Origin of the sequence: Amycolatopsis silviterrae, from assembly GCF_042684085.1 — a bacterium.
GTDB classification, from domain to species: domain Bacteria; phylum Actinomycetota; class Actinomycetes; order Mycobacteriales; family Pseudonocardiaceae; genus Amycolatopsis; species Amycolatopsis silviterrae.
On the sequence record NZ_JBHUKS010000035.1, the window covers coordinates 89,821 to 107,474 of the forward strand.

The window sequence follows — 17,654 nt, forward strand, 5'->3', positions numbered from 1 at the left end:
CTCACTCCCCAGCCGGTTCGGACACCTTGATCGCGATCCCGATCGTCCGCTCCGGCCCGCCGCGAAGACGGCTGAAGAACATCGTCACGCGCCCGATGACGCCGTAGTCCCGCGCGATCACCCGGCGAATCCGGTCCGAGTCAGCGGCGTCGAGCAGCCGGGCCGTCCCGCTCGCCTCGGCGCCGTGCAACCGGCGGCCGCGGACGTCGCACGCTTGCAGCCGGACGTCGCCGTTGTTGCGGATCCGCTTGACCTTGCCCGCGGTGCGTTCCGAGAACAGCACCAGTTCGTCGCCGTCGCGCGAAGCCCACACCGGGGTCGGGACCGCGCGGCCGTCGCGGCGGAAAGTGGTCAGCACGACGTACTTCTCGGCACCGAGACGCTCCAGTTCGGACATAGCCCTACGGTAGCCGCTGGCAGCGATCGCGGGACTCTCCGCCGGAAGCGGTCGGCGCGCTGACCAGGGTGCCGTGGTCGGCCACCTTCTGCATCACCACGTGCGTCGCCGCGACATAACCCCAGGTGAACAGAACAATCAGCGCCGCGGCGACGCCGAGAACCGCCTTCCGCCGCCCGGCGCGCCCGAGCAGGGCGGAAATCCCGGCACCGGCGAGCAGGAACAGCACCAGCGAACTCGCCTGCCACAATGACACGCCCATGCCCGACCACGGCACGAGATTGCGCAGCCGGCAGGTCAGCTGCTCGCCCGCGGTGAGCTGCGCGAGGTAGTTCGCTCCCACGCACCAGGCCACCAGAACGGCGATGACCGCCGCACCGATGCCGACGGTGTGCGCGACCCGCGAAAGCGTGCTCCGAGACTCCCCCAGTTCGGACATGGCTTCACGGTAGCGCTCAGCGGCTGCCCAGCCATCCGTAATCCGGCGCCGGATCGAGGACGATCCCGTCCGCCACCGTCACGAGCTGTTCGCGCGGGATCCGGCCGGACGCGGTCAGCCAGCGTCCCGACGACAGCCGTACGGTGACCAGCGCGTCGGCCGGTCCGGTGGCGGGCACGTAGGCCCCGGACAGGCCCCGCACCTGCACCGGGACCGACCCGCCGAGCGCCGGGGAACCGCCGCCGACGGTCACGCGCACCTTGCCGCCCGGGCCGTTCGCGTCGAGCACGGTCGTCGCGGTGTCGGAGCTGCTGCCGCGCACGGTCGTGGCCTCTTCGCGCATCCCGGCGGGCAGCGGGCCGAACCGGGCTTCGCCGCGGACCAGGACCGGGTCGGCGGTGACGGAATCGGCGACCTGCTCGGCCACCCCGCGCGCGTCCGGGACGCCTTCCACCTTCGCGGTCAGCACGTGGTGGTCGTCCGGCATCCAGGTGAGCGTGGCGGCCGTGCTGACCGAACCGGTCACCATCGCGACCCGCCCGTGCACCACGACCTGGTCCGGCAGCGCCGCGATGCGCAGCGCGGTCTGCGCCCACTCCGGATCGGCGGTGGAGTGCGCCGCGAGTTCCACCTGGCTCGCGCCGGACTGCCATTGCCGCACCTGCGTGGTGATCCCCGGCCCGCCGGAGCGGTATTGCTCGGTGAAACCGTCCGGCAGCCAGCCCGGCGTGTAGCCGAGCACCGGACGTCCGGCGGCGGGCGTGAGCTGCGCGGGCACGTCGGTCACCGCGTTGACCACCAGCGGCACCCCGGCGGCGACGGCGATCACTGCGGCCGCCGCGGCGGCGAGCGCGAGGCGAGGACGGCGTTTGCGCTGCCGGGCCCGCGCGAGGGCGTTGAGCACCTGGTTGCCGTCAGGGGCCTGCTCCGCGAGCCGTTCGAGGCTGTCGCGCAGCAGCGTCTCGGTCTCGTTCGACGGGGTCATTCTCCTGCTCCGGTGGTGAGGGCGGACGGCAACGAAGGCATGCCGGCGCGCAAAGTCGCCAGCGCGCGCGAGATCTGGCTGCGCACGGTCGAAACGCCGCAGCGGAGGAAGTCGGCGATTTCGGTGTCGGTGTAGTTCTCGTAGTAGCGCAGCACGACCGCGGCGCGCTGTTTCCGCGGCAGCGTGGCCAGCAGGTCGAGCATTTCGTCGCGCTCGTCGTAGGCGGTGCTGGGATCGGCGGTCGGCGGCCCGAGCGCGTCGAGCACCGTGTGGTTCGACGGCACCACGCGGCGGGCGGCGCGGCGGCGCCACGAGAGGTACTCGTTGGTGATCATCCGGCGGACGTAGGTGGGCGGCGAGTCGATCTTCGCCCAGCGCTGCTGGGCGCGCAGGAGCACGTCCTGCACGATGTCCTGCGCGAGATGCGGGTCGTCGGCCAGGACGGTCGCGTAGCGCAGCAGCCCGTCGAGGCGTTCCGCCACGAACTCGTCGAAACCGGTGGTCACGATCATGAGACGCGCGAGACCCCGGTTTTGATGCTTCGGATCGCAAAACAATCTCGGCGGCCGTCGCGGCGGGCTCGGCCGAGCGGCCGACTAGGCTGGTCCGCATGGCTGTGGCGGTTCGGGTGATTCCCTGTCTCGACGTCGACGCGGGCCGGGTCGTGAAGGGCGTCAACTTCGCCGACCTGCGCGACGCGGGCGACCCGGTGGAGCTGGCGCGGCGGTACGACGCCGAGGGCGCCGACGAGCTGACCTTCCTCGACGTCACCGCGTCCTCCGGCGACCGCGAGACCACTTTCGACGTGGTCCGCCGCACCGCCGAGCAGGTCTTCATCCCGCTCACCGTCGGCGGCGGCGTGCGCTCCACCGACGACGTCAACCGGCTGCTGCGCACCGGCGCGGACAAGGTGAGCATCAACACCGCCGCGATCGCGCGCCCGGAGCTGCTGCGCGAGGCGTCGCGCCGGTTCGGGGCCCAGTGCGTCGTGCTGTCCGTCGACGCGCGGCGCGTGCCGGAAGGCAGCGAGCCGACGGAATCCGGCTTCGAGGTCACCACGCACGGCGGCCGTCGCGGCACCGGCATCGACGCGGTGGAGTGGGCCGCGCGCGGCGAGGAACTCGGCGTGGGGGAGGTGCTGCTGAACTCGATGGACGCGGACGGCACCAAAACCGGCTTCGACCTCGAACTGATCGGCCTGGTCCGCAAGGCGGTGCGGGTACCGGTGATCGCCAGCGGCGGCGCGGGCGCGACCGAGCACTTCCTGCCCGCCGTGGAAGCCGGCGCGGACGCGGTGCTCGCGGCGAGCGTATTCCACTTCGGACAGTTGACGATCGGCGACGTGAAGGGCGCGCTGCGCACCGGCGGGGTGGTCGTGCGATGAGCCTCTCCCCGGAACTTTCCGCCCGGATCAAGCGCAACGCGGACGGCCTGATCGCCGCGGTCGTGGTCGACCACGCGACGTCCGACGTGCTGATGATGGCCTGGATGAACGACGACGCGCTGGAATCCACGCTCACCACCCGGCGCGGGACGTACTGGTCGCGCAGCAGGCAGGAGCTGTGGGTGAAGGGCGAGACGTCGGGCCACGTCCAGCACGTCCGCGAAGTCCGCGTCGACTGCGACGGCGACACCGTGCTGCTGCGGGTGGACCAGACCGGCCCGGCCTGCCACACCGGAACGCACACCTGCTTCGACACCGACGACCGGCTGCTGCTCGCCGACGAGAGCGCGTGATGACCGTCGTCGCGAACGTGCTGATCGGGCTGGTCGCCCTGATCCACCTGTACATCGTGGTGCTGGAGATGGTCCTGTGGACCACGCCGCGGGCACGGGCGGCGTTCGGCACCACGGAGGAATTCGCCCGCGAAAGCAAGACGCTGGCGGCGAATCAGGGGCTGTACAACGGTTTTCTCGCCGCCGCGCTGATCTGGGGGCTGATCGCGGCCGATCCGGCGGGCTTCCAGCTGAAGCTGTACGGCCTGGCTTGCGTGATCGTGGCCGGTCTTTACGGGGCGGTGACGTCGTCTAAACGGATCCTGGTCGTGCAGGTGCTGCCTGGCGCGCTGGCGCTGGTCTTTTTGCTGCTGTCGCGCTGAGGGGGGTCGTGAGTGGCAATCACGGTTCTAACCGGGATAAACACTCACGACCGCCTCAGTCGATGTCCCCAGTCAGATACCGCTGCAACGTCGGCGCCACCGCCGCGATCAGCGTGTCCACCTCGGCCGCCACCATCGGCGGGAACCGCGCCACGTACCGGATCAGCCCCATCCCCACCAGCTGCGAAGCGCACAACGCCACCCGCAGCTCGCGCCGGTCGCCGCCGAGGTCGCTCAGCAGCCCGGTGAAAAACTGCGAGAAGAAGTCGCGCAGCACGGTGCTCGCCGCCTCGTGGCCGGCGATGCTGCGGATCAGCGCCTGGAACGTGTCGCCGCCGACGCCGTCCCAGCGGGTCAGGAAGGTGTGCGCGATCCGCGCGCCCAGCTCCTCGACCGGGCCGTCGCGCAGGACCGTCACCAATTCCGCCGGTTCGAACGGCAGCTTCAGCACCGCCTGCGCGAACAGGCCCTCCTTGCCGCCGAACCAGTGGTTCACCATCGCCGCGTCGACGCCCGCCCGCGCGGCGATGGAGCGGACCGTCGCGCGTTCGTAGCCGTTCTCGGCGAACACCGCGCGGGCGGCTTCGAGCAGTACCGCGCGGGTGTCCTGACCAGCGGGACGGCGGCCGCGGCGGCGCGCGGTAGGGTCTTCGGTGCTCACCGGACCATCTTGACCGGTCGCCGCCTCGAATTCAACAGTCATTGAATTGAGAGCCCGCCGACCGCCGGATCCGGCCGTAGCGGCACAATGAGGCGCATGGTCAGCTCAGCAGCCACGTCCACGGCCGGGCCCGGCCCGGTCAGCCCGTCCCGCGCCGAGTTCCGCGCGCTGGCCGAGAGCCGCCGCGTGATCCCCGTGGTGCGCCGGGTGCTCGCCGACGGCGAGACCCCGCTGGGGATCTATCGCAAGCTCGCGGCCGACCGGCCCGGCACGTTCCTCTTCGAATCGGCCGAGAACGGGAAATCGTGGTCGCGCTGGTCTTTCATCGGCGTGCGCAGCCCGGCCGCGCTCACCGTGCGCGACGGCAAAGCGGTCTGGACCGGCACCCCGCCGGACAACCTGCCCACCGAGGGCGACCCGCTGCAGGTGCTGCGCGCGACCGTCGAGGCGCTGCACACCGAACCGCTGCCCGGCCTGCCGCCGCTCACCGGCGGCATGGTCGGCTACCTCGGCTACGACTCCGTGCGCTGGCTGGAAAAGCTGCCCGAGCTGGCCGAACGGGACCTCGACATCCCCGAGCTGACCATGCTGCTGGCCACCGACCTCGCCGCTTTCGACCACCACGAGGGCACCGTCACGCTGATCGCCAACGCGGTCAACTGGGACGACTCGGCCGAACGCGTGGACGCCGCGTACGACGACGCGCTGGCCCGGCTGTCCGCGATGACCGAGCAGCTCCGCGTGCCCGCGCCGCCGACGGTCGCGACCTTCGACCGTCCCGCGCCGGAATTCCGCCGCCACCGCAGCAAGGAAGACTTCCACGCGGCCGTCGACAAGGCGGTCGAGGCGATCAAGGCCGGCGAAGCGTTCCAGGTGGTGCCGTCGCAGCGGTTCGAGATCGAGACCGGGGCCGACGCGCTCGACGTGTACCGCGTGCTCCGCACCTCCAACCCGAGCCCGTACATGTACCTGCTGCGGCTGGAGGGCTTCGACATCGTCGGCTCCAGCCCGGAATCGCTGGTGACGGTCCGCGACGGCCGCGCCACCACGCATCCCATCGCGGGCACCCGCTGGCGCGGCGCGGACCCGGAGGAGGACGCGCAGCTGGCCAAGGACCTGCTCGCGGACGAGAAGGAGCGCGCCGAGCACCTGATGCTCGTCGACCTCGGCCGCAACGACCTCGGCAAGGTCTGCAAACCGGGCACCGTGCACGTGGTCGACTTCTTCCAGATCGAGCGCTACAGCCACGTCATGCACATCGTGTCCACGGTGACCGGCGAGCTGAAGGACGGCGCCACGGCGTTCGACGCGGTCACGGCTTGTTTCCCGGCGGGCACGCTGTCCGGCGCGCCGAAGGTGCGGGCGATGGAGCTGATCGAGGAACTGGAGCCGGTGCGCCGCGCGCTGTACGGCGGCGTGGTCGGCTATCTGGACTTCGCCGGCGACGCGGACACGGCGATCGCCATCCGCACCGCGCTGATGCGCGACGGGACCGCGTATGTACAGGCAGGCGGCGGCGTGGTCGCGGACTCGGTTCCGGACTACGAGGACACCGAATCGCTCAACAAGGCCCGCACCGTGCTGTCCGCGATCGCCGCGGCGGGCACGATGATCCCGGCGGGGGAGCTGGACCCGGCAGAGGACGCGGCCGGTGTCTGAACAGCCCGGCGAGGCGGAACCACGGCGCGGCGGCACTGAGGCGGAAGAGGCTGCTGTGACACAAGGTGCACCGGAGGCGGCCGCTCGCCGTCCATTGTGGACGATCATCGTCGCCTTGCTGCTCGGTGCTCTCGCCCTCTGGGGAGCCTCCCGGCTGGTGTGGTTCGCCGAATTCCGCGACGAGGGCGTGCGCGGAACCGTCCTGTACACCGAACCCGGCGAACAGCGCGCCACCGCGCTCGTCCCGCTCGCGATCCTCGCGCTGGCGGGCGTCGCCGGGGCCATCGCCACCGGCGGCTGGCTGCGCCGGGTGCTCGGGATCGTGCTGGTGCTCGCCGGCGCCGCGGGCGTCTGGAACGGCATCGACGGGATCCAATTCGGCGGGTTCGCGCCGGGGCTGCCCGGCACGGAAATCGTGCTCGGGCACCTGATCGCCGTGCTCGGCGGAATTCTTGTCGCCCTCGGCGGGTTGGCAGCGATCAAGTGGGCGGGCGCCGCGCGGAAGCTCGGGGCCCGTTACGCCGCACCGGGAGCCAAGGCCGTGCGGAAGGATCCGGACACCGAGCTGTGGGAGGCGCTGTCGGAGGGGGACGACCCGACCGAGCCGCCGGATCCCCGTCGCTGAGCAACCCGGGACCGGCCGGTCATCGAGCGGGGGTTAGCATCGTTTCGGCGGGAAGGGGAAGGTTTTTGTGAGCGAGCTTGCGAGTGGACCCAGGAGTGCGGCAGCGGGTAGGGGCGTCCGATGAGCGTGCTCGAAGACATCGTCGCCGGCGTGCGCGAGGATCTCGCGCAGCGGGAATCCGCGCTGCCGTTCGACGAACTGAAGGCCCGGGCGGCGAAGGCCGCCCCGCCGCGTGACGTGATGTCCGCGCTGCGCGAATCCGGCATCGGCGTCATCGCCGAGGTGAAGCGGCGCAGCCCGTCCAAGGGCGAGCTGGCGACGATTCCCGACCCGGCCGCGCTGGCCCGCGACTACGAGGACGCCGGCGCGCGCGTGATCAGCGTGCTCACCGAGCAGCGCCGCTTCGGCGGATCGCTGGCCGACCTCGACGCGGTGCGCGCCGCGGTCGACATTCCCGTGCTGCGCAAGGATTTCGTCGTCAGCCCGTACCAGGTGCACGAGGCCCGGCTGCACGGCGCGGACATGGTGCTGCTGATCGTCGCCGCGCTGGAGCAGAACGCGCTCGCCGCGCTGCTCGACCGCGTCGAATCGCTCGGCATGACCGCGCTCGTGGAGATCCACAACGCCGAGGAGGCCGACCGCGCGCTCGAAGCGGGCGCGAAGGTCATCGGCGTCAACGCGCGCAACCTGCACACGCTCGAAGTGGACCGCGACGTGTTCTCCCGCCTCGCGCCCGGCCTGCCGATGGACGTGTTCAAGGTCGCCGAGTCCGGCGTCCGCGGCCCCGGCGACCTGATGTCGTATGCGGGCCACGGCGCGGACGCGGTGCTCGTAGGCGAGGGCTTGGTGGCCTCCGGCGACCCGAAGGGCGCGGTCGTCAAGCTCGTCACCGCCGGTTCGCACCCCGCCTGCCCGAGGCCCTCGCGGTGACCGAGCGCGGCAAGCACGACCCGGACGAACGCGGCTACTACGGGCCGTACGGCGGCCGGTTCATGCCGGAAGCGCTGATCGGCGTGGTCGACGAGGTCGCGGCGGAGTACGAGAAGGCCCGCCACGACCCCGCGTTCACCGGCGAGCTGCACCGGCTGCTCACCGAGTACGCGGGCCGTCCGTCGCTGCTGACCGAGGCCAAGCGGTTCGGCGAGCACGCGGGCGGCGCGCGCGTGTTCCTCAAGCGCGAGGACCTCAACCACACCGGTTCGCACAAGATCAACAACGTGCTGGGCCAGGCGCTGCTCACCGTCCGGATGGGCAAGAAGCGCGTCATCGCGGAGACCGGCGCGGGCCAGCACGGCGTCGCCACGGCCACCGCGTGCGCGCTGCTCGGCCTCGACTGCGTCGTGTACATGGGCGAGGTCGACACGCAGCGGCAGTCGCTGAACGTCGCGCGGATGAAGCTGCTCGGCGCCGAGGTCGTGCCGGTGAAAACCGGGTCGCGCACGCTGAAGGACGCGATCAACGAGGCGCTGCGCGACTGGGTGACCAACGCGGACACCACGCACTATCTCTTCGGCACCGCCGCCGGCCCGTACCCGTTCCCGATGATGGTGCGCAACTTCCACCAGGTCATCGGCGAGGAGGCGCGGGCGCAGATCCTGGAGAAGGCGGGCCGGCTGCCGGACGTCGTCGCGGCGTGCGTCGGCGGCGGGTCCAACGCCATCGGCATCTTCTCCGGCTTCTACGACGACCCGTCGGTGCGGCTGGTCGGCCTGGAGCCGGGCGGCGAGGGCATCGAGGGCAACCGGCACGGCGCGACGCTCACCAAGGGCACCCCGGGCAACCTGCACGGCGCGATGTCGTACCTGCTGCAGGACGAGGACGGCCAGACGGTCGAATCGCATTCGATCTCGGCCGGGCTGGACTATCCCGGCGTCGGCCCGGAACACGCGTGGCTCAAGGACTCCGGCCGCGCCGAATACCGCCCGGTCACCGACGCGGCCGCGATGGACGCGTTCCGGCTGCTGTCGCGCACCGAGGGCATCATCCCGGCGATCGAATCGGCGCACGCGCTCGCCGGCGCTCTGGAACTGGGCCGCGAACTGGGCCCGGACGGCTTGATCGTGGTCAACCTCTCGGGCCGGGGCGACAAGGACATGGACACCGCGGCCCAGTGGTTCGGGCTCGTGGACGGGGAGGACAAGTGAGCGGCCTCGACGAGCTGTTCGCGGCGACGCGGGCGGAACACCGGGCCGCGCTGGTCGGCTACCTGCCCGCCGGCTTCCCGTCCGTGGACGGCTCGAAGGACCTGCTGGCCGCGACGATCGACGGCGGCGCGGACCTGGTCGAGGTCGGCGTCCCGTACTCCGACCCGGTCATGGACGGCCCCACCATCCAGGCGGCCGCGGAAGCGGCGCTGGCCAGCGGTTTCCGGCTGAAGCAGCTGTTCGAGGTCGTGGAATCGGTGTCCGCGCGCGGCGGCCGCGCCGTGGTGATGACGTACTGGAACCCGGTGCACCGCTACGGGGTCGACGCGTTCGCCCGCGACCTGGCCTCGGCCGGCGGCCTGGGCCTGATCACGCCGGACCTCATCCCGGACGAGGCCGACGAGTGGATGGCCGCGTCTGCCGCTCATGGCCTGGACCGGATCTTCCTGGTCGCGCCGTCGTCGTCGGAGGAACGCCTGGCGAAGACCACGGCGGCTTCGTCGGGCTTCGTGTACGCGACCGCGGTGATGGGCGTGACCGGTGCCCGTGACGCGGTGGGCGTGCACGCGGAGGACCTGGTGCGGCGGACCCGGGCGCACACGGAGCTGCCGATCGGGGTGGGTCTTGGGGTTCGTTCGCGGGAGCAGGCCGCGCAGGTGGCCGGGTTCGCGGACGCGGTGATCGTGGGGTCTGCGCTGGTCACGGCTGCGGCGGACGGGCCGGATGGCGTGGCGAAGCTGGCTTCGGAGCTGGCGAAGGGCGTGCGCGAGGCGGTTGCTCCGGCCTGATCCGGAGTCGGCGGCCGGAAACTGTCGGTGGTCGTTCGTACTCTCTCGGTATGCGGATCGACGACATCAGCCCTGACCAAGTGCCGGGGCTTGCGGAAGTGCTTGCCCTGCCGAACGAACAGCTCCTCGGCACCCGGATCGAGGGAGTCGACGGGTCCCTGGTGCTGGGTCCGGCTCCGGCCGCGTTGCACCAGCGGTGGCTTCAGCGGCTGCAGCTCTCGATGGCGGCCGCGTTGCCGAAGGGCACGGAACTGCTTCCCGGCGTCAACGTCCGGTGCGGGGAAAGCCGCCTGCTGATCCCGGATTTCGTCGTCGTCACCTGCCCGGACGTGGCCACCACCTGGTACCCGGCGTCCGAGGTGCTGCTCGCCGCGGAGATCGAGTCCCCGTCCACCCGGGTGCAGGACCGGATCTTCAAAAAAGCCCTCTACGCCGAAGCCCTCATCCCGTACTACCTGCTCGTCGACCCGGAGCAGGAAGCCGCCACCGTCTACGCCCTCGCCGACGGCGACTACCTCCCGCACACGAAGAGCGAAGACGGCGTCCTCACCCTGGCCGAACCCTTCTCAGCGGAGCTGAACCTGCGCGCCTGAGCGGCCGGTTGTACGCATCGTGTACGCCGTCCGCGCACAGTGCGGCGCATGGCTTTCGACATCGGACAAGTTCCCCGGAGGACGTTCCTGCGCGGGGCGGCCGGCGTGAGCGCTGCCGCGGCGGCGGGGCTCGTGCTGCCCGGCCTCGCCCAAGCCGCGGCCGCGCCGCGCATCTACAGCTGTGCCGAGTGGGGTGCGCGCCCGCCCGCGGATCAGCTCACCACGCTCGACCATCCCGCCAACCGCGTGCTCATCCACCACATCGACTGTCCCAACAGCACCGACTACTCGCTCGAGCACGCGTTCCAGGTCGCGCGCGACGACCAGGCCGACCACATCGACAACAACGGCTGGTCCGACACCGGCCAGCACTTCACGGTCTCCCGGGGCGGCTACCGCCTCGAAGGCCGCCACGGCAGCCTGGACGCGTTGCGCAGCGGCAAAAAGATCGTCCGCGCGGCGCATTGCCCCGGCCAGAACGACAACGCGATCGGCATCGAGAACGAGGGCACTTACATGCAGGTCGCCCCGCCGAAGGCACAGTTCGATTCGCTGGTCGTGTTCGTCGCGTACGTGTGCCGCCAGTACGGCATCCCGGTCAAGGAAATCAAGGGACACCGCGACTTCTACAACACGGACTGTCCCGGCGACAAGCTGTACGCGATGCTGCCCGAACTGCAGTCCCGGGTGGCCGCATTGCTCCGTTGACCACGGTCAATGCAGCCAGCGCATCGCCTGGCACAGCTCGGCCGGGGTCAATGAGCCCAGCTCGGCGACTTCCGCGCGGCGCACGTCGAGCAAGGTCGTGGCCAGCTGGGGTCCGAACGCGCCGGGCAGCACGTCGTCGGCCTCGAAAGCGGCGATCGCGTCCGACAGCGACTGCGGCAGCCTTGTCACGCCCGCCGCAGCGGCTTCGTCAGGGGAGAGCGCGCCGGGGTCGACGCTGACCGGTTCCGGCAGGCGTGCGTCGGCGTCGATGCCTGCCTGCCCGGCGAACAGCAAGCCCGCGACCACCAGATACGGGTTCGCGGTGAGGTCGAAGCACTTCACCTCAAGGTTCGCCGCCGTGTCGCGCTGCCCGGCCGCGCCGCGGATCAGCCGTAGCGGAGCTTCGCGGTTTTCCAGTCCCCACGCGGTAAACACGCCTGCCCAGTGGTGCGGTTCCAGCCGCAGGTAGCTCACCACCGACGGGGCACCCACCGTCAGCAGCGCGGGCAACCGGCGGAAAATGCCCGCACCGAACGATTCCGCGGTCGGCGTCAGTCCGAACGCTCCGGTCCCGCCTGCGCACAGGTTCCGCTCGTCGTCCCAAATACTGAGGTGCACGTGGCCGCCATTGCCGACGCCGCCCGGTTCGAACTTCGGCGTGAACGACGCCCGCAGTCCGTGTGCAGCGGTCACGGTTCGCACGGTTTCCCTTGTCAGCACAGCCAAATCGGCCGCGCGCACCGGGTCTGTCGCCGCGATGGACAGCTCGAACTGGCCTGCCGCGTACTCCGGGTGGACCTGCTCCACCGTGATGCCCTGACTGTCCAAAGCGGACACTAACGCGCGCAGATACTCGTGGTTGGCGCTCAACCGGGAGTATCCGTAGGCCGGACCGGACAGCGGAATCCCGTCCGCGTCGGTCGCGATCCACTCCAGCTCGAACGCCATCCGTGCGGTCAGACCGCGTTCGGCGAGCTGGCCGACGGCGGTCGCGGCGAGTGCCCGCGCGTCCTGCGGGTGCTGATGTCCGTCCTGGTCGTAGCGCCACGCCGGCGCCCACGCCCAGCCAGGCTGTGCGGAAAGGACGGTGAGCGCGTCGAGGTCGGGGTGCAGCCGCAGGTCGCCGACCGGGCCGAGGGAATGCTCGCCGCTCGCGATGGAGTCGGTGCCGAGGAAGAAGTCGAACGAGTTCGACGCGCCGACGCCCCACGCCGCGACCTTCGCCAGCCTCGTCACCGGCACCGCCTTGACCCGGGAAATCCCGGAGTTGTCCACGAAACTCAGCGCGACGAGGTCGACGCCCGCCTGTTCCATCCGGCCGGCGGCGGCCGCGCCGAGTTCGGCGAGCCGTTCGCGGTCGAGTCTGGCGGGGGAGGAGAGAGTGGACGACAAGATGCGCTCCTTCGGTGCTGGGTTCAGCCGGTCGCGGTCGAGTCTGGCGGAAAACGGGACAGCGGACGGCGTGTGCGGCGAGGTTCAGCCAGTCGGCGCTGGCTGCCCGGCGCCGCCGCGATGTTCACTGTGTACTTCGCGGGAGAGGAGCGCATCCGTGTCCGGAGACCGTCCCGAATTGCGGCGCACCCTTTCGGTCTGGCAGGCCGTCGGGCTGTCCGTCGCGCTCATGGCACCCAGCATGGCCGCGAACATCAATCCACAGCAAACAGCCGCGGCGGCCGGACGCGCGGTGCCGCTGGCGTTCCTGCTGTCCGCGGCGGGAGTACTGCTGGTCGCGTACGGTTTCGTCCAGCTCTGCCGCCACTATCAGCACGCCGGATCGGTCTACGCCTTCGTCGGCGCCACCCTCGGCCCGCGCGCGGGCGTCGTGTCGGGCATCGGATTGCTCGGCACGTACACCTTCTACGCCGTAGTCACCAGCTCCGCCGCGGGCGTTCTCGGCACGGCATTTTTGACCCAAACCGCGATCTGGCCGCACCCGCCGTCGTGGGGACCGTTCGTGCTGACCGCGGTCGCGCTGATCGGCAGCTGGCTGCTAGCCGTCGCCCCCGCCCGCCGCGGGACGAGCACGCTGCTCGCCGTCGAGGGCGCGACCATCGCGCTGATCTTGCTGGTCACCGTGGTCATCCTGGTCCGGCTGATCACCGGAGACGCGCCCAGCGGCCGGTTCACGCTCCAGATTTTCGTGCCGGACACCGGAGTCTCCGGAATCTTCCTCGGCGCGGTATTCGGCTTCCTGTCGTTCGCCGGTTTCGAGGCCGCCGCGACGCTCGGCGAGGAAACCCGCGACCCGCACCGCAACATCCCCCGCGCGATCCTCGGCACGGCAATCTTCGGCGGTGCCTACTTCGTCCTCGTGACAGCCGTCGAAATGATGGCCTTCGGCGGCGACGCCACCGCGTTCCACGATTCCCCGTCGCTGCTGGGCGATCTAGGCAGCCGCTTCGTCGGCCCGTGGGTCGGCGACGTCATCAGCGCGGGCGCCGCGATCAGCGCGTTCGGCTGCTGCCTAGCCTGCGTCGTCGGCGGCTCGCGCCTGCTGTTCGCCCTCGGCCGCGACGCCTTCGACGGACGCGGCATCGGCCGGATCTCCGCCAAGGGCACCCCAGCGGTCGCCGTGACCGTGGTCGCGTTCGCGGCGGCGCTGATCATCTTGGTGTGCGCGGTGTTCTTCGGTGCCACGGCGGACGACACCTTTGCTTGGGCCGGGTCTATCGGGACCTTGCTCCTGCTGGTGATTTACCTGCTGACCACGGTGGGCGCGATCCTGTTGCTGTTCGTGCGACGGCGGATGCGGGTGCCGTGGTGGCATTTGGCGTTTCCGGTTGGTGCGTTGGTTTTGCTTGGCTACACGGTGTATGTGAATGTCGTGCCGTATCCGGCTGAGGGTCCTGCGCGGTGGTTTCCAGTGGTGGCTGGCGGGGTGCTCGTGCTGGCGGTTGTTGTCGTGGCCTCGGCGCCCGGTTTCGCCCGTAGGGTGGGGGAGAAGCTCGCCGAGGGAGAGACATGACCGGACTGCTCGATTTCGTCGCGGACCTGCCGTTGATCGACCACCACTGCCACGGCGTGCGCACCGCCGGCGTCGATCGCGACGGGTTCGAGCGGATGCTCACCGAGGCGGACACCGTGTCGCCGCAGGGGACGTCGTTGTTCGATTCGCTCATCGGCCTCTCCGTGCGCGAACGGTGCGCGCCGGTCCTCGACCTGCCGAAGCACGCCCCGGCCGACGATTACCTCGCCCGGCGCACCGAACTGGGCGCGGACGAGGTCAACCGGCGGTTCCTGCGCGGCACCGGCACCACGGATTACTTGCTGGACGGCGGTTTCCTGCCCGAAAGCCTCACCGGCACGACTGACTTCGCCAAACTGGCCGACGCTCGTGCGCACGACATCGTCCGGCTGGAGCAGGTCGCCGAAGACGTCATCCGCAAGACCAGCGCTGCCAGTTTCGCTGAGGACTTCGCGGCCGAACTCGATCGGCGCACCACGGACGCGGCCGGGGTGAAGTCCATCGCGGCGTACCGGGTCGGGCTGGAGCTGTCCGGCGAACGGCCTAATCCGGCGGAGGTCGAAGCCGCCGCCGGGCGCTGGCTGGCGCGGATCGAGGCGGGCGAACCGGTCCGGCTGGCCGACGAGGTGCTGCACCGCCACCTGATCTGGGCCGGGATCGACCGGCGGCTGCCGGTGCAGTTCCACGTCGGCTACGGGGACTCCGACGTCGACCTCCACCGCTGCGATCCCTTGCGGCTCACCGGCTTCCTGCGCGCGACCCGCGACACCGGCGTCCCGGTCCTGCTGCTGCACAACTACCCGTTCCACCGCAACGCCGCCTACCTGGCGCAGGTCTTCGAGCACGTCTTCGTCGACGTCGGCCTCATCACCCACAACGCGGGCTTCCGCGCGCCCGCCATCCTGGCCGAGACGCTGGAGCTGGCGCCGTTCGGGAAGCTGCTGTTCTCCACCGACGCGTTCGGTCTCGCCGAGCTGTATCACCTGGGCACCGCGCTGTTCCGGCAAGGCCTGTCCGGCTTCCTGCGCGCCGCCCTCGCCGCCGACGCACTGTCCGAAGCGGACGCGATCCGGCTGGCCCGCCTGGCCGGGCACGGGAACGCGGCCCGGATCTACCGGCTGGAGCGGACATGAACGACCTGGCCGAGGACTGGCGCGCGGCACTGGCCGAGGAACTGCCCGCCGCGGTCGAACTGCGGCACCGGATTCACGCGGACCCGCGCGCGTCCGGCGATGAGGACGACACCGCCCAGCGAGTGGCGGCCGCACTGGGCGACGGCGAGCGGGTCGCGAAAACCGGGCGGCTGATCGAAATCTCCGCACCGCATCCGGGGCCGGCCGTCGCGTTGCGCGCGGAGCTGGACGCGCTGCCGGTGATAGAGCGCACCGGAGTCGAATGGGCTGCGCAGAACGGTCTGATGCACGCCTGCGGCCACGACGTCCACCTCGCCGCGCTGACCGCCGTCTGCCGGGCTGCGCGGCGGGTCGAAGTTCCGCGTCCGCTGTTCGCGATCCTGCAGCCACGCGAGGAAACGTCGCCGTCCGGAGCGCTTGACCTGGTCGAATCGGGCATTCTGGAAGAGCGCGGCATCGACACGGTGATCGGCGCGCACGTCCAGCCGCGGCTGCCCTACGGCGTCGTCTCGGCCGCGCCGGGGCCGGTGAACGCGTCCACCGACGAGTTCGAGGTCGTGGTGCACGGGCAGGGCGGGCACGCCGGCTATCCGCATCTGCTGCGCGATCCGGTGCTGGCCCTCAGTCAGCTGGTGGTGAGCCTGCAGCAGGTCGCGAGCCGCCGGATCGACCCGATGCACGGCGCCGTCTGCACCATCGGCCGGTTGAGCGCGGGCACTGCGGCGAACGTCGTGCCGAACACCGCGTCGGCGTTCGGTTCGCTGCGGCTGATGCGCGCGAGCGACCGCGAACGGGCGCTGGAAGCGCTCGACGAGGTCGTGCACGCCACCGCCCGCGCGTACGGCTGCACCGCCGACCTCCGGATCAGCCCGTGCGAGCCCGTCCTGGTCAACGACCCCGCGCTGGCCTCGGCCGCGCGGATCTGGCTCGAACGCGCCGGCACCGATGTCGACGTGGATTTCCGCTCGTTCGGCGCGGACGATTTCGCGCATTACTGCGGCGACGGCGTCCGCGGCCTGATGCTGTTCGTCGGGCTCGGCGAGACCGCGAACGCGCCCAGCCTGCACGGCGAAACGTTCCTGCCCGAGGACGCCGCGGTCGGCCAGGTCGCGCACGCGCTGCTGGCCGGGTACCTGGCCGCGGCGTCCGATCCGTACTACCCGGAGGCGGCCGTGACCGGGCTGTGACCGGGTCTTGACTAAGGGTTCCGCGGCACCCGGACCACGACCGGGTCCCGACGCGCTACGGTGGCCGCGTGTACTCCGCAGCATTCCTGGCCACGATCCCGAGCCCCGACCAAGGCGTCTGGCACCTGGGCCCGATCCCGATCCGGGCGTACGCGCTCTGCATCATCGCCGGCATCATCGTCGCGATCTGGTGGGGCGAGCGGCGCTGGGAGGCGCGGGGCGGCACGAAGGGCACGGTGCTCGACGTCGCGGTGTTCGCGGTGCCGTTCGGCCTGGTCGGCGGCCGGCTCTACCACGTCATCACCGACCCGGAGCTGTACTTCACCGAGGGCAAGAACCCCTGGAACGCCTTCGCCATCTGGGACGGCGGCCTCGGCATCTGGGGCGCGGTCGCGCTCGGCGGCGTCGGCGCGCTGATCGCCTGCCGGCGCCGGGGGATCCCGCTGCCCGCGATGGCCGACGCGATCGCGCCCGGCATCATCGTCGCGCAGGCGATCGGGCGGCTCGGCAACTACTTCAACCAGGAGCTGTACGGCGCGCACACCGACCTGCCGTGGGGCCTGGAGATCTACCAGCGCTTCGACCCGGCCACCGGGGCACCGGACGCCCTCGGCGGCGTCGCGACCGGGCACATCCCGCTGCCGGACAGCCCGGTGCACCCGACGTTCCTGTACGAGCTGATCTGGAACCTGCTGATCGCGCTGCTCGTGGTGTGGGCGGACCGCCGGTTCAAGCTCGGCCACGGCCGCGCGTTCGCGCTCTACGTCGCGGGCTACACGCTCGGCCGCTGCTGGATCGAGCTGATGCGCACCGACACCGCCAACCACATCCTCGGCCTGCGGGTCAACGTGTGGACGTCGATCATCCTGTTCGTCGGCGCGGTGGCGTTCTTCGTGGTCGCGGCCAAACGGGGGCCGCGGGAAGCCCCGGAGACGTTGCGCAGCAAGGGAGACGAGCGGGAGTCCACTTCGGACGACGCGGCGGAAAAGCCGGATAACCCGGACGCCCCGGAGAACACCGTGGACGCCGGATCCTCAGGCGAGAACGGCAAGTCCGAGAAACCCTGAGCATCGCGAGAGAAAAGGTCCCCGCCCGGGTTGGGCGGGGACCTTTTGCGTGGCAGCGGCTAGCCGAGGAACCTTGACGCACCGGGTTCGCCGAGGCGGCCCGCTCAGCTCCCGCGAAAGTCCGTGAGGGGAACCCTGAAGGAATCAGATTCCCTCAGGGTTCCCCTCACGGACGGACAGGCTGAGGTCAGCGCTCCACGTCGC

20 protein-coding genes are annotated in these 17,654 nt (G+C 70.9%); 14 read left to right on the forward strand and 6 right to left on the reverse strand.

From position 1 onward, the window contains the following. Position 1 precedes the first annotated feature (1 nt). The 4 genes from ACFSVL_RS41220 to ACFSVL_RS41235 are packed head-to-tail and all read right to left on the reverse strand — an operon-like array spanning position 2 to position 2,333. Positions 2-397, reverse strand: a complete 396-nt coding sequence (locus tag ACFSVL_RS41220) for a PPOX class F420-dependent oxidoreductase (protein ID WP_378312710.1) — start codon at positions 395-397, stop codon at positions 2-4. A 4-nt stretch (positions 398-401) separates the two neighbouring features. After that, positions 402-836 (reverse strand): hypothetical protein, encoded by a 435-nt coding sequence (locus tag ACFSVL_RS41225; protein WP_378312711.1) that lies wholly within the window; start codon positions 834-836, stop codon positions 402-404. A gap of 16 nt (positions 837-852) precedes the next feature. Beyond that, entirely contained in the window at positions 853-1,821 is a 969-nt protein-coding gene (locus ACFSVL_RS41230; protein ID WP_378312713.1) for a hypothetical protein, read from the reverse strand. Then, entirely contained in the window at positions 1,818-2,333 is a 516-nt protein-coding gene (locus ACFSVL_RS41235; protein ID WP_378312715.1) for a SigE family RNA polymerase sigma factor, read from the reverse strand. The genes ACFSVL_RS41230 and ACFSVL_RS41235 overlap by 4 nt, the downstream gene beginning before the upstream one ends. A 98-nt stretch (positions 2,334-2,431) precedes the next feature. On the opposite strand from ACFSVL_RS41235, the gene hisF reads away from it, so the two are divergent. The 3 genes from hisF to ACFSVL_RS41250 are packed head-to-tail and all read left to right on the forward strand — an operon-like array spanning position 2,432 to position 3,920. Next, the gene (hisF, locus tag ACFSVL_RS41240; protein WP_378312717.1) at positions 2,432-3,205 is read left to right on the forward strand and encodes an imidazole glycerol phosphate synthase subunit HisF; all 774 of its coding nucleotides are present in this window, start codon (positions 2,432-2,434) and stop codon (positions 3,203-3,205) included. Then, positions 3,202-3,558, forward strand: coding sequence for a phosphoribosyl-AMP cyclohydrolase (gene hisI / locus ACFSVL_RS41245; RefSeq protein WP_378312719.1), 357 nt, complete (start codon positions 3,202-3,204; stop codon positions 3,556-3,558). The genes hisF and hisI overlap by 4 nt, the downstream gene beginning before the upstream one ends. Next, complete coding sequence (locus ACFSVL_RS41250) at positions 3,558-3,920, forward strand: DUF1304 domain-containing protein (RefSeq protein ID WP_378312721.1); 363 nt, start codon at positions 3,558-3,560, stop codon at positions 3,918-3,920. The genes hisI and ACFSVL_RS41250 overlap by 1 nt, the downstream gene beginning before the upstream one ends. A 55-nt stretch (positions 3,921-3,975) precedes the next feature. On the opposite strand, the gene ACFSVL_RS41255 is transcribed toward ACFSVL_RS41250, so the two are convergent. Continuing rightward, positions 3,976-4,581, reverse strand: a complete 606-nt coding sequence (locus ACFSVL_RS41255) for a TetR/AcrR family transcriptional regulator (RefSeq protein WP_378312723.1) — start codon at positions 4,579-4,581, stop codon at positions 3,976-3,978. Positions 4,582-4,677: 96 nt separating this feature from the next. Here ACFSVL_RS41255 and ACFSVL_RS41260 point away from each other — a divergent pair, with 96 nt between their 5' ends. The 7 genes from ACFSVL_RS41260 to ACFSVL_RS41290 all read left to right on the forward strand — a co-directional run bounded on the left by ACFSVL_RS41260 (position 4,678) and on the right by ACFSVL_RS41290 (position 11,098). Beyond that, positions 4,678-6,240: an anthranilate synthase component I gene (locus ACFSVL_RS41260; protein WP_378312724.1), complete on the forward strand. Its 1,563-nt coding sequence runs from the start codon at positions 4,678-4,680 to the stop codon at positions 6,238-6,240. Positions 6,241-6,295: 55 nt separating this feature from the next. Next, complete coding sequence (locus ACFSVL_RS41265) at positions 6,296-6,865, forward strand: Trp biosynthesis-associated membrane protein (RefSeq protein WP_378312726.1); 570 nt, start codon at positions 6,296-6,298, stop codon at positions 6,863-6,865. Positions 6,866-6,985: 120 nt separating this feature from the next. Further along, positions 6,986-7,795 carry an indole-3-glycerol phosphate synthase TrpC gene (gene trpC / locus ACFSVL_RS41270; RefSeq protein ID WP_378312728.1) on the forward strand — a complete coding sequence of 270 codons (810 nt, stop codon included), beginning with the start codon at positions 6,986-6,988 and terminating at the stop codon, positions 7,793-7,795. Further along, on the forward strand, positions 7,792-9,009 hold the full coding sequence (gene trpB / locus ACFSVL_RS41275) for a tryptophan synthase subunit beta (RefSeq protein ID WP_378312730.1): 1,218 nt from the start codon (positions 7,792-7,794) through the stop codon (positions 9,007-9,009). Before trpC ends, trpB begins: the two co-directional genes overlap by 4 nt. Next, the gene (gene trpA, locus ACFSVL_RS41280; RefSeq protein ID WP_378312732.1) at positions 9,006-9,797 is read left to right on the forward strand and encodes a tryptophan synthase subunit alpha; all 792 of its coding nucleotides are present in this window, start codon (positions 9,006-9,008) and stop codon (positions 9,795-9,797) included. Before trpB ends, trpA begins: the two co-directional genes overlap by 4 nt. 50 nt (positions 9,798-9,847) lie before the next feature. Further along, positions 9,848-10,390 (forward strand): Uma2 family endonuclease, encoded by a 543-nt coding sequence (locus tag ACFSVL_RS41285; protein WP_378312734.1) that lies wholly within the window; start codon positions 9,848-9,850, stop codon positions 10,388-10,390. A gap of 48 nt (positions 10,391-10,438) precedes the next feature. Further along, the gene (locus ACFSVL_RS41290) at positions 10,439-11,098 is read left to right on the forward strand and encodes a peptidoglycan recognition protein family protein (protein WP_378312736.1); all 660 of its coding nucleotides are present in this window, start codon (positions 10,439-10,441) and stop codon (positions 11,096-11,098) included. Between the two features lie 6 nt (positions 11,099-11,104). Here ACFSVL_RS41290 and ACFSVL_RS41295 read toward each other — a convergent pair whose 3' ends face one another. Continuing rightward, a complete protein-coding gene (locus ACFSVL_RS41295) occupies positions 11,105-12,412 on the reverse strand; it encodes a glutamine synthetase (RefSeq protein WP_378313194.1) in 1,308 nt (435 codons plus the stop codon). A gap of 235 nt (positions 12,413-12,647) precedes the next feature. On the opposite strand from ACFSVL_RS41295, the gene ACFSVL_RS41300 reads away from it, so the two are divergent. The 4 genes from ACFSVL_RS41300 to lgt all read left to right on the forward strand — a co-directional run bounded on the left by ACFSVL_RS41300 (position 12,648) and on the right by lgt (position 17,450). Then, the gene (locus ACFSVL_RS41300; RefSeq protein WP_378312738.1) at positions 12,648-14,063 is read left to right on the forward strand and encodes an APC family permease; all 1,416 of its coding nucleotides are present in this window, start codon (positions 12,648-12,650) and stop codon (positions 14,061-14,063) included. After that, positions 14,060-15,196 (forward strand): amidohydrolase family protein, encoded by a 1,137-nt coding sequence (locus tag ACFSVL_RS41305; RefSeq protein WP_378312740.1) that lies wholly within the window; start codon positions 14,060-14,062, stop codon positions 15,194-15,196. The genes ACFSVL_RS41300 and ACFSVL_RS41305 overlap by 4 nt, the downstream gene beginning before the upstream one ends. Next, positions 15,193-16,383 carry a M20 metallopeptidase family protein gene (locus ACFSVL_RS41310; protein ID WP_378312742.1) on the forward strand — a complete coding sequence of 397 codons (1,191 nt, stop codon included), beginning with the start codon at positions 15,193-15,195 and terminating at the stop codon, positions 16,381-16,383. Before ACFSVL_RS41305 ends, ACFSVL_RS41310 begins: the two co-directional genes overlap by 4 nt. 68 nt (positions 16,384-16,451) lie before the next feature. After that, complete coding sequence (lgt, locus tag ACFSVL_RS41315) at positions 16,452-17,450, forward strand: prolipoprotein diacylglyceryl transferase (protein WP_378312744.1); 999 nt, start codon at positions 16,452-16,454, stop codon at positions 17,448-17,450. The last annotated feature ends 204 nt before the right edge of the window (positions 17,451-17,654 follow it).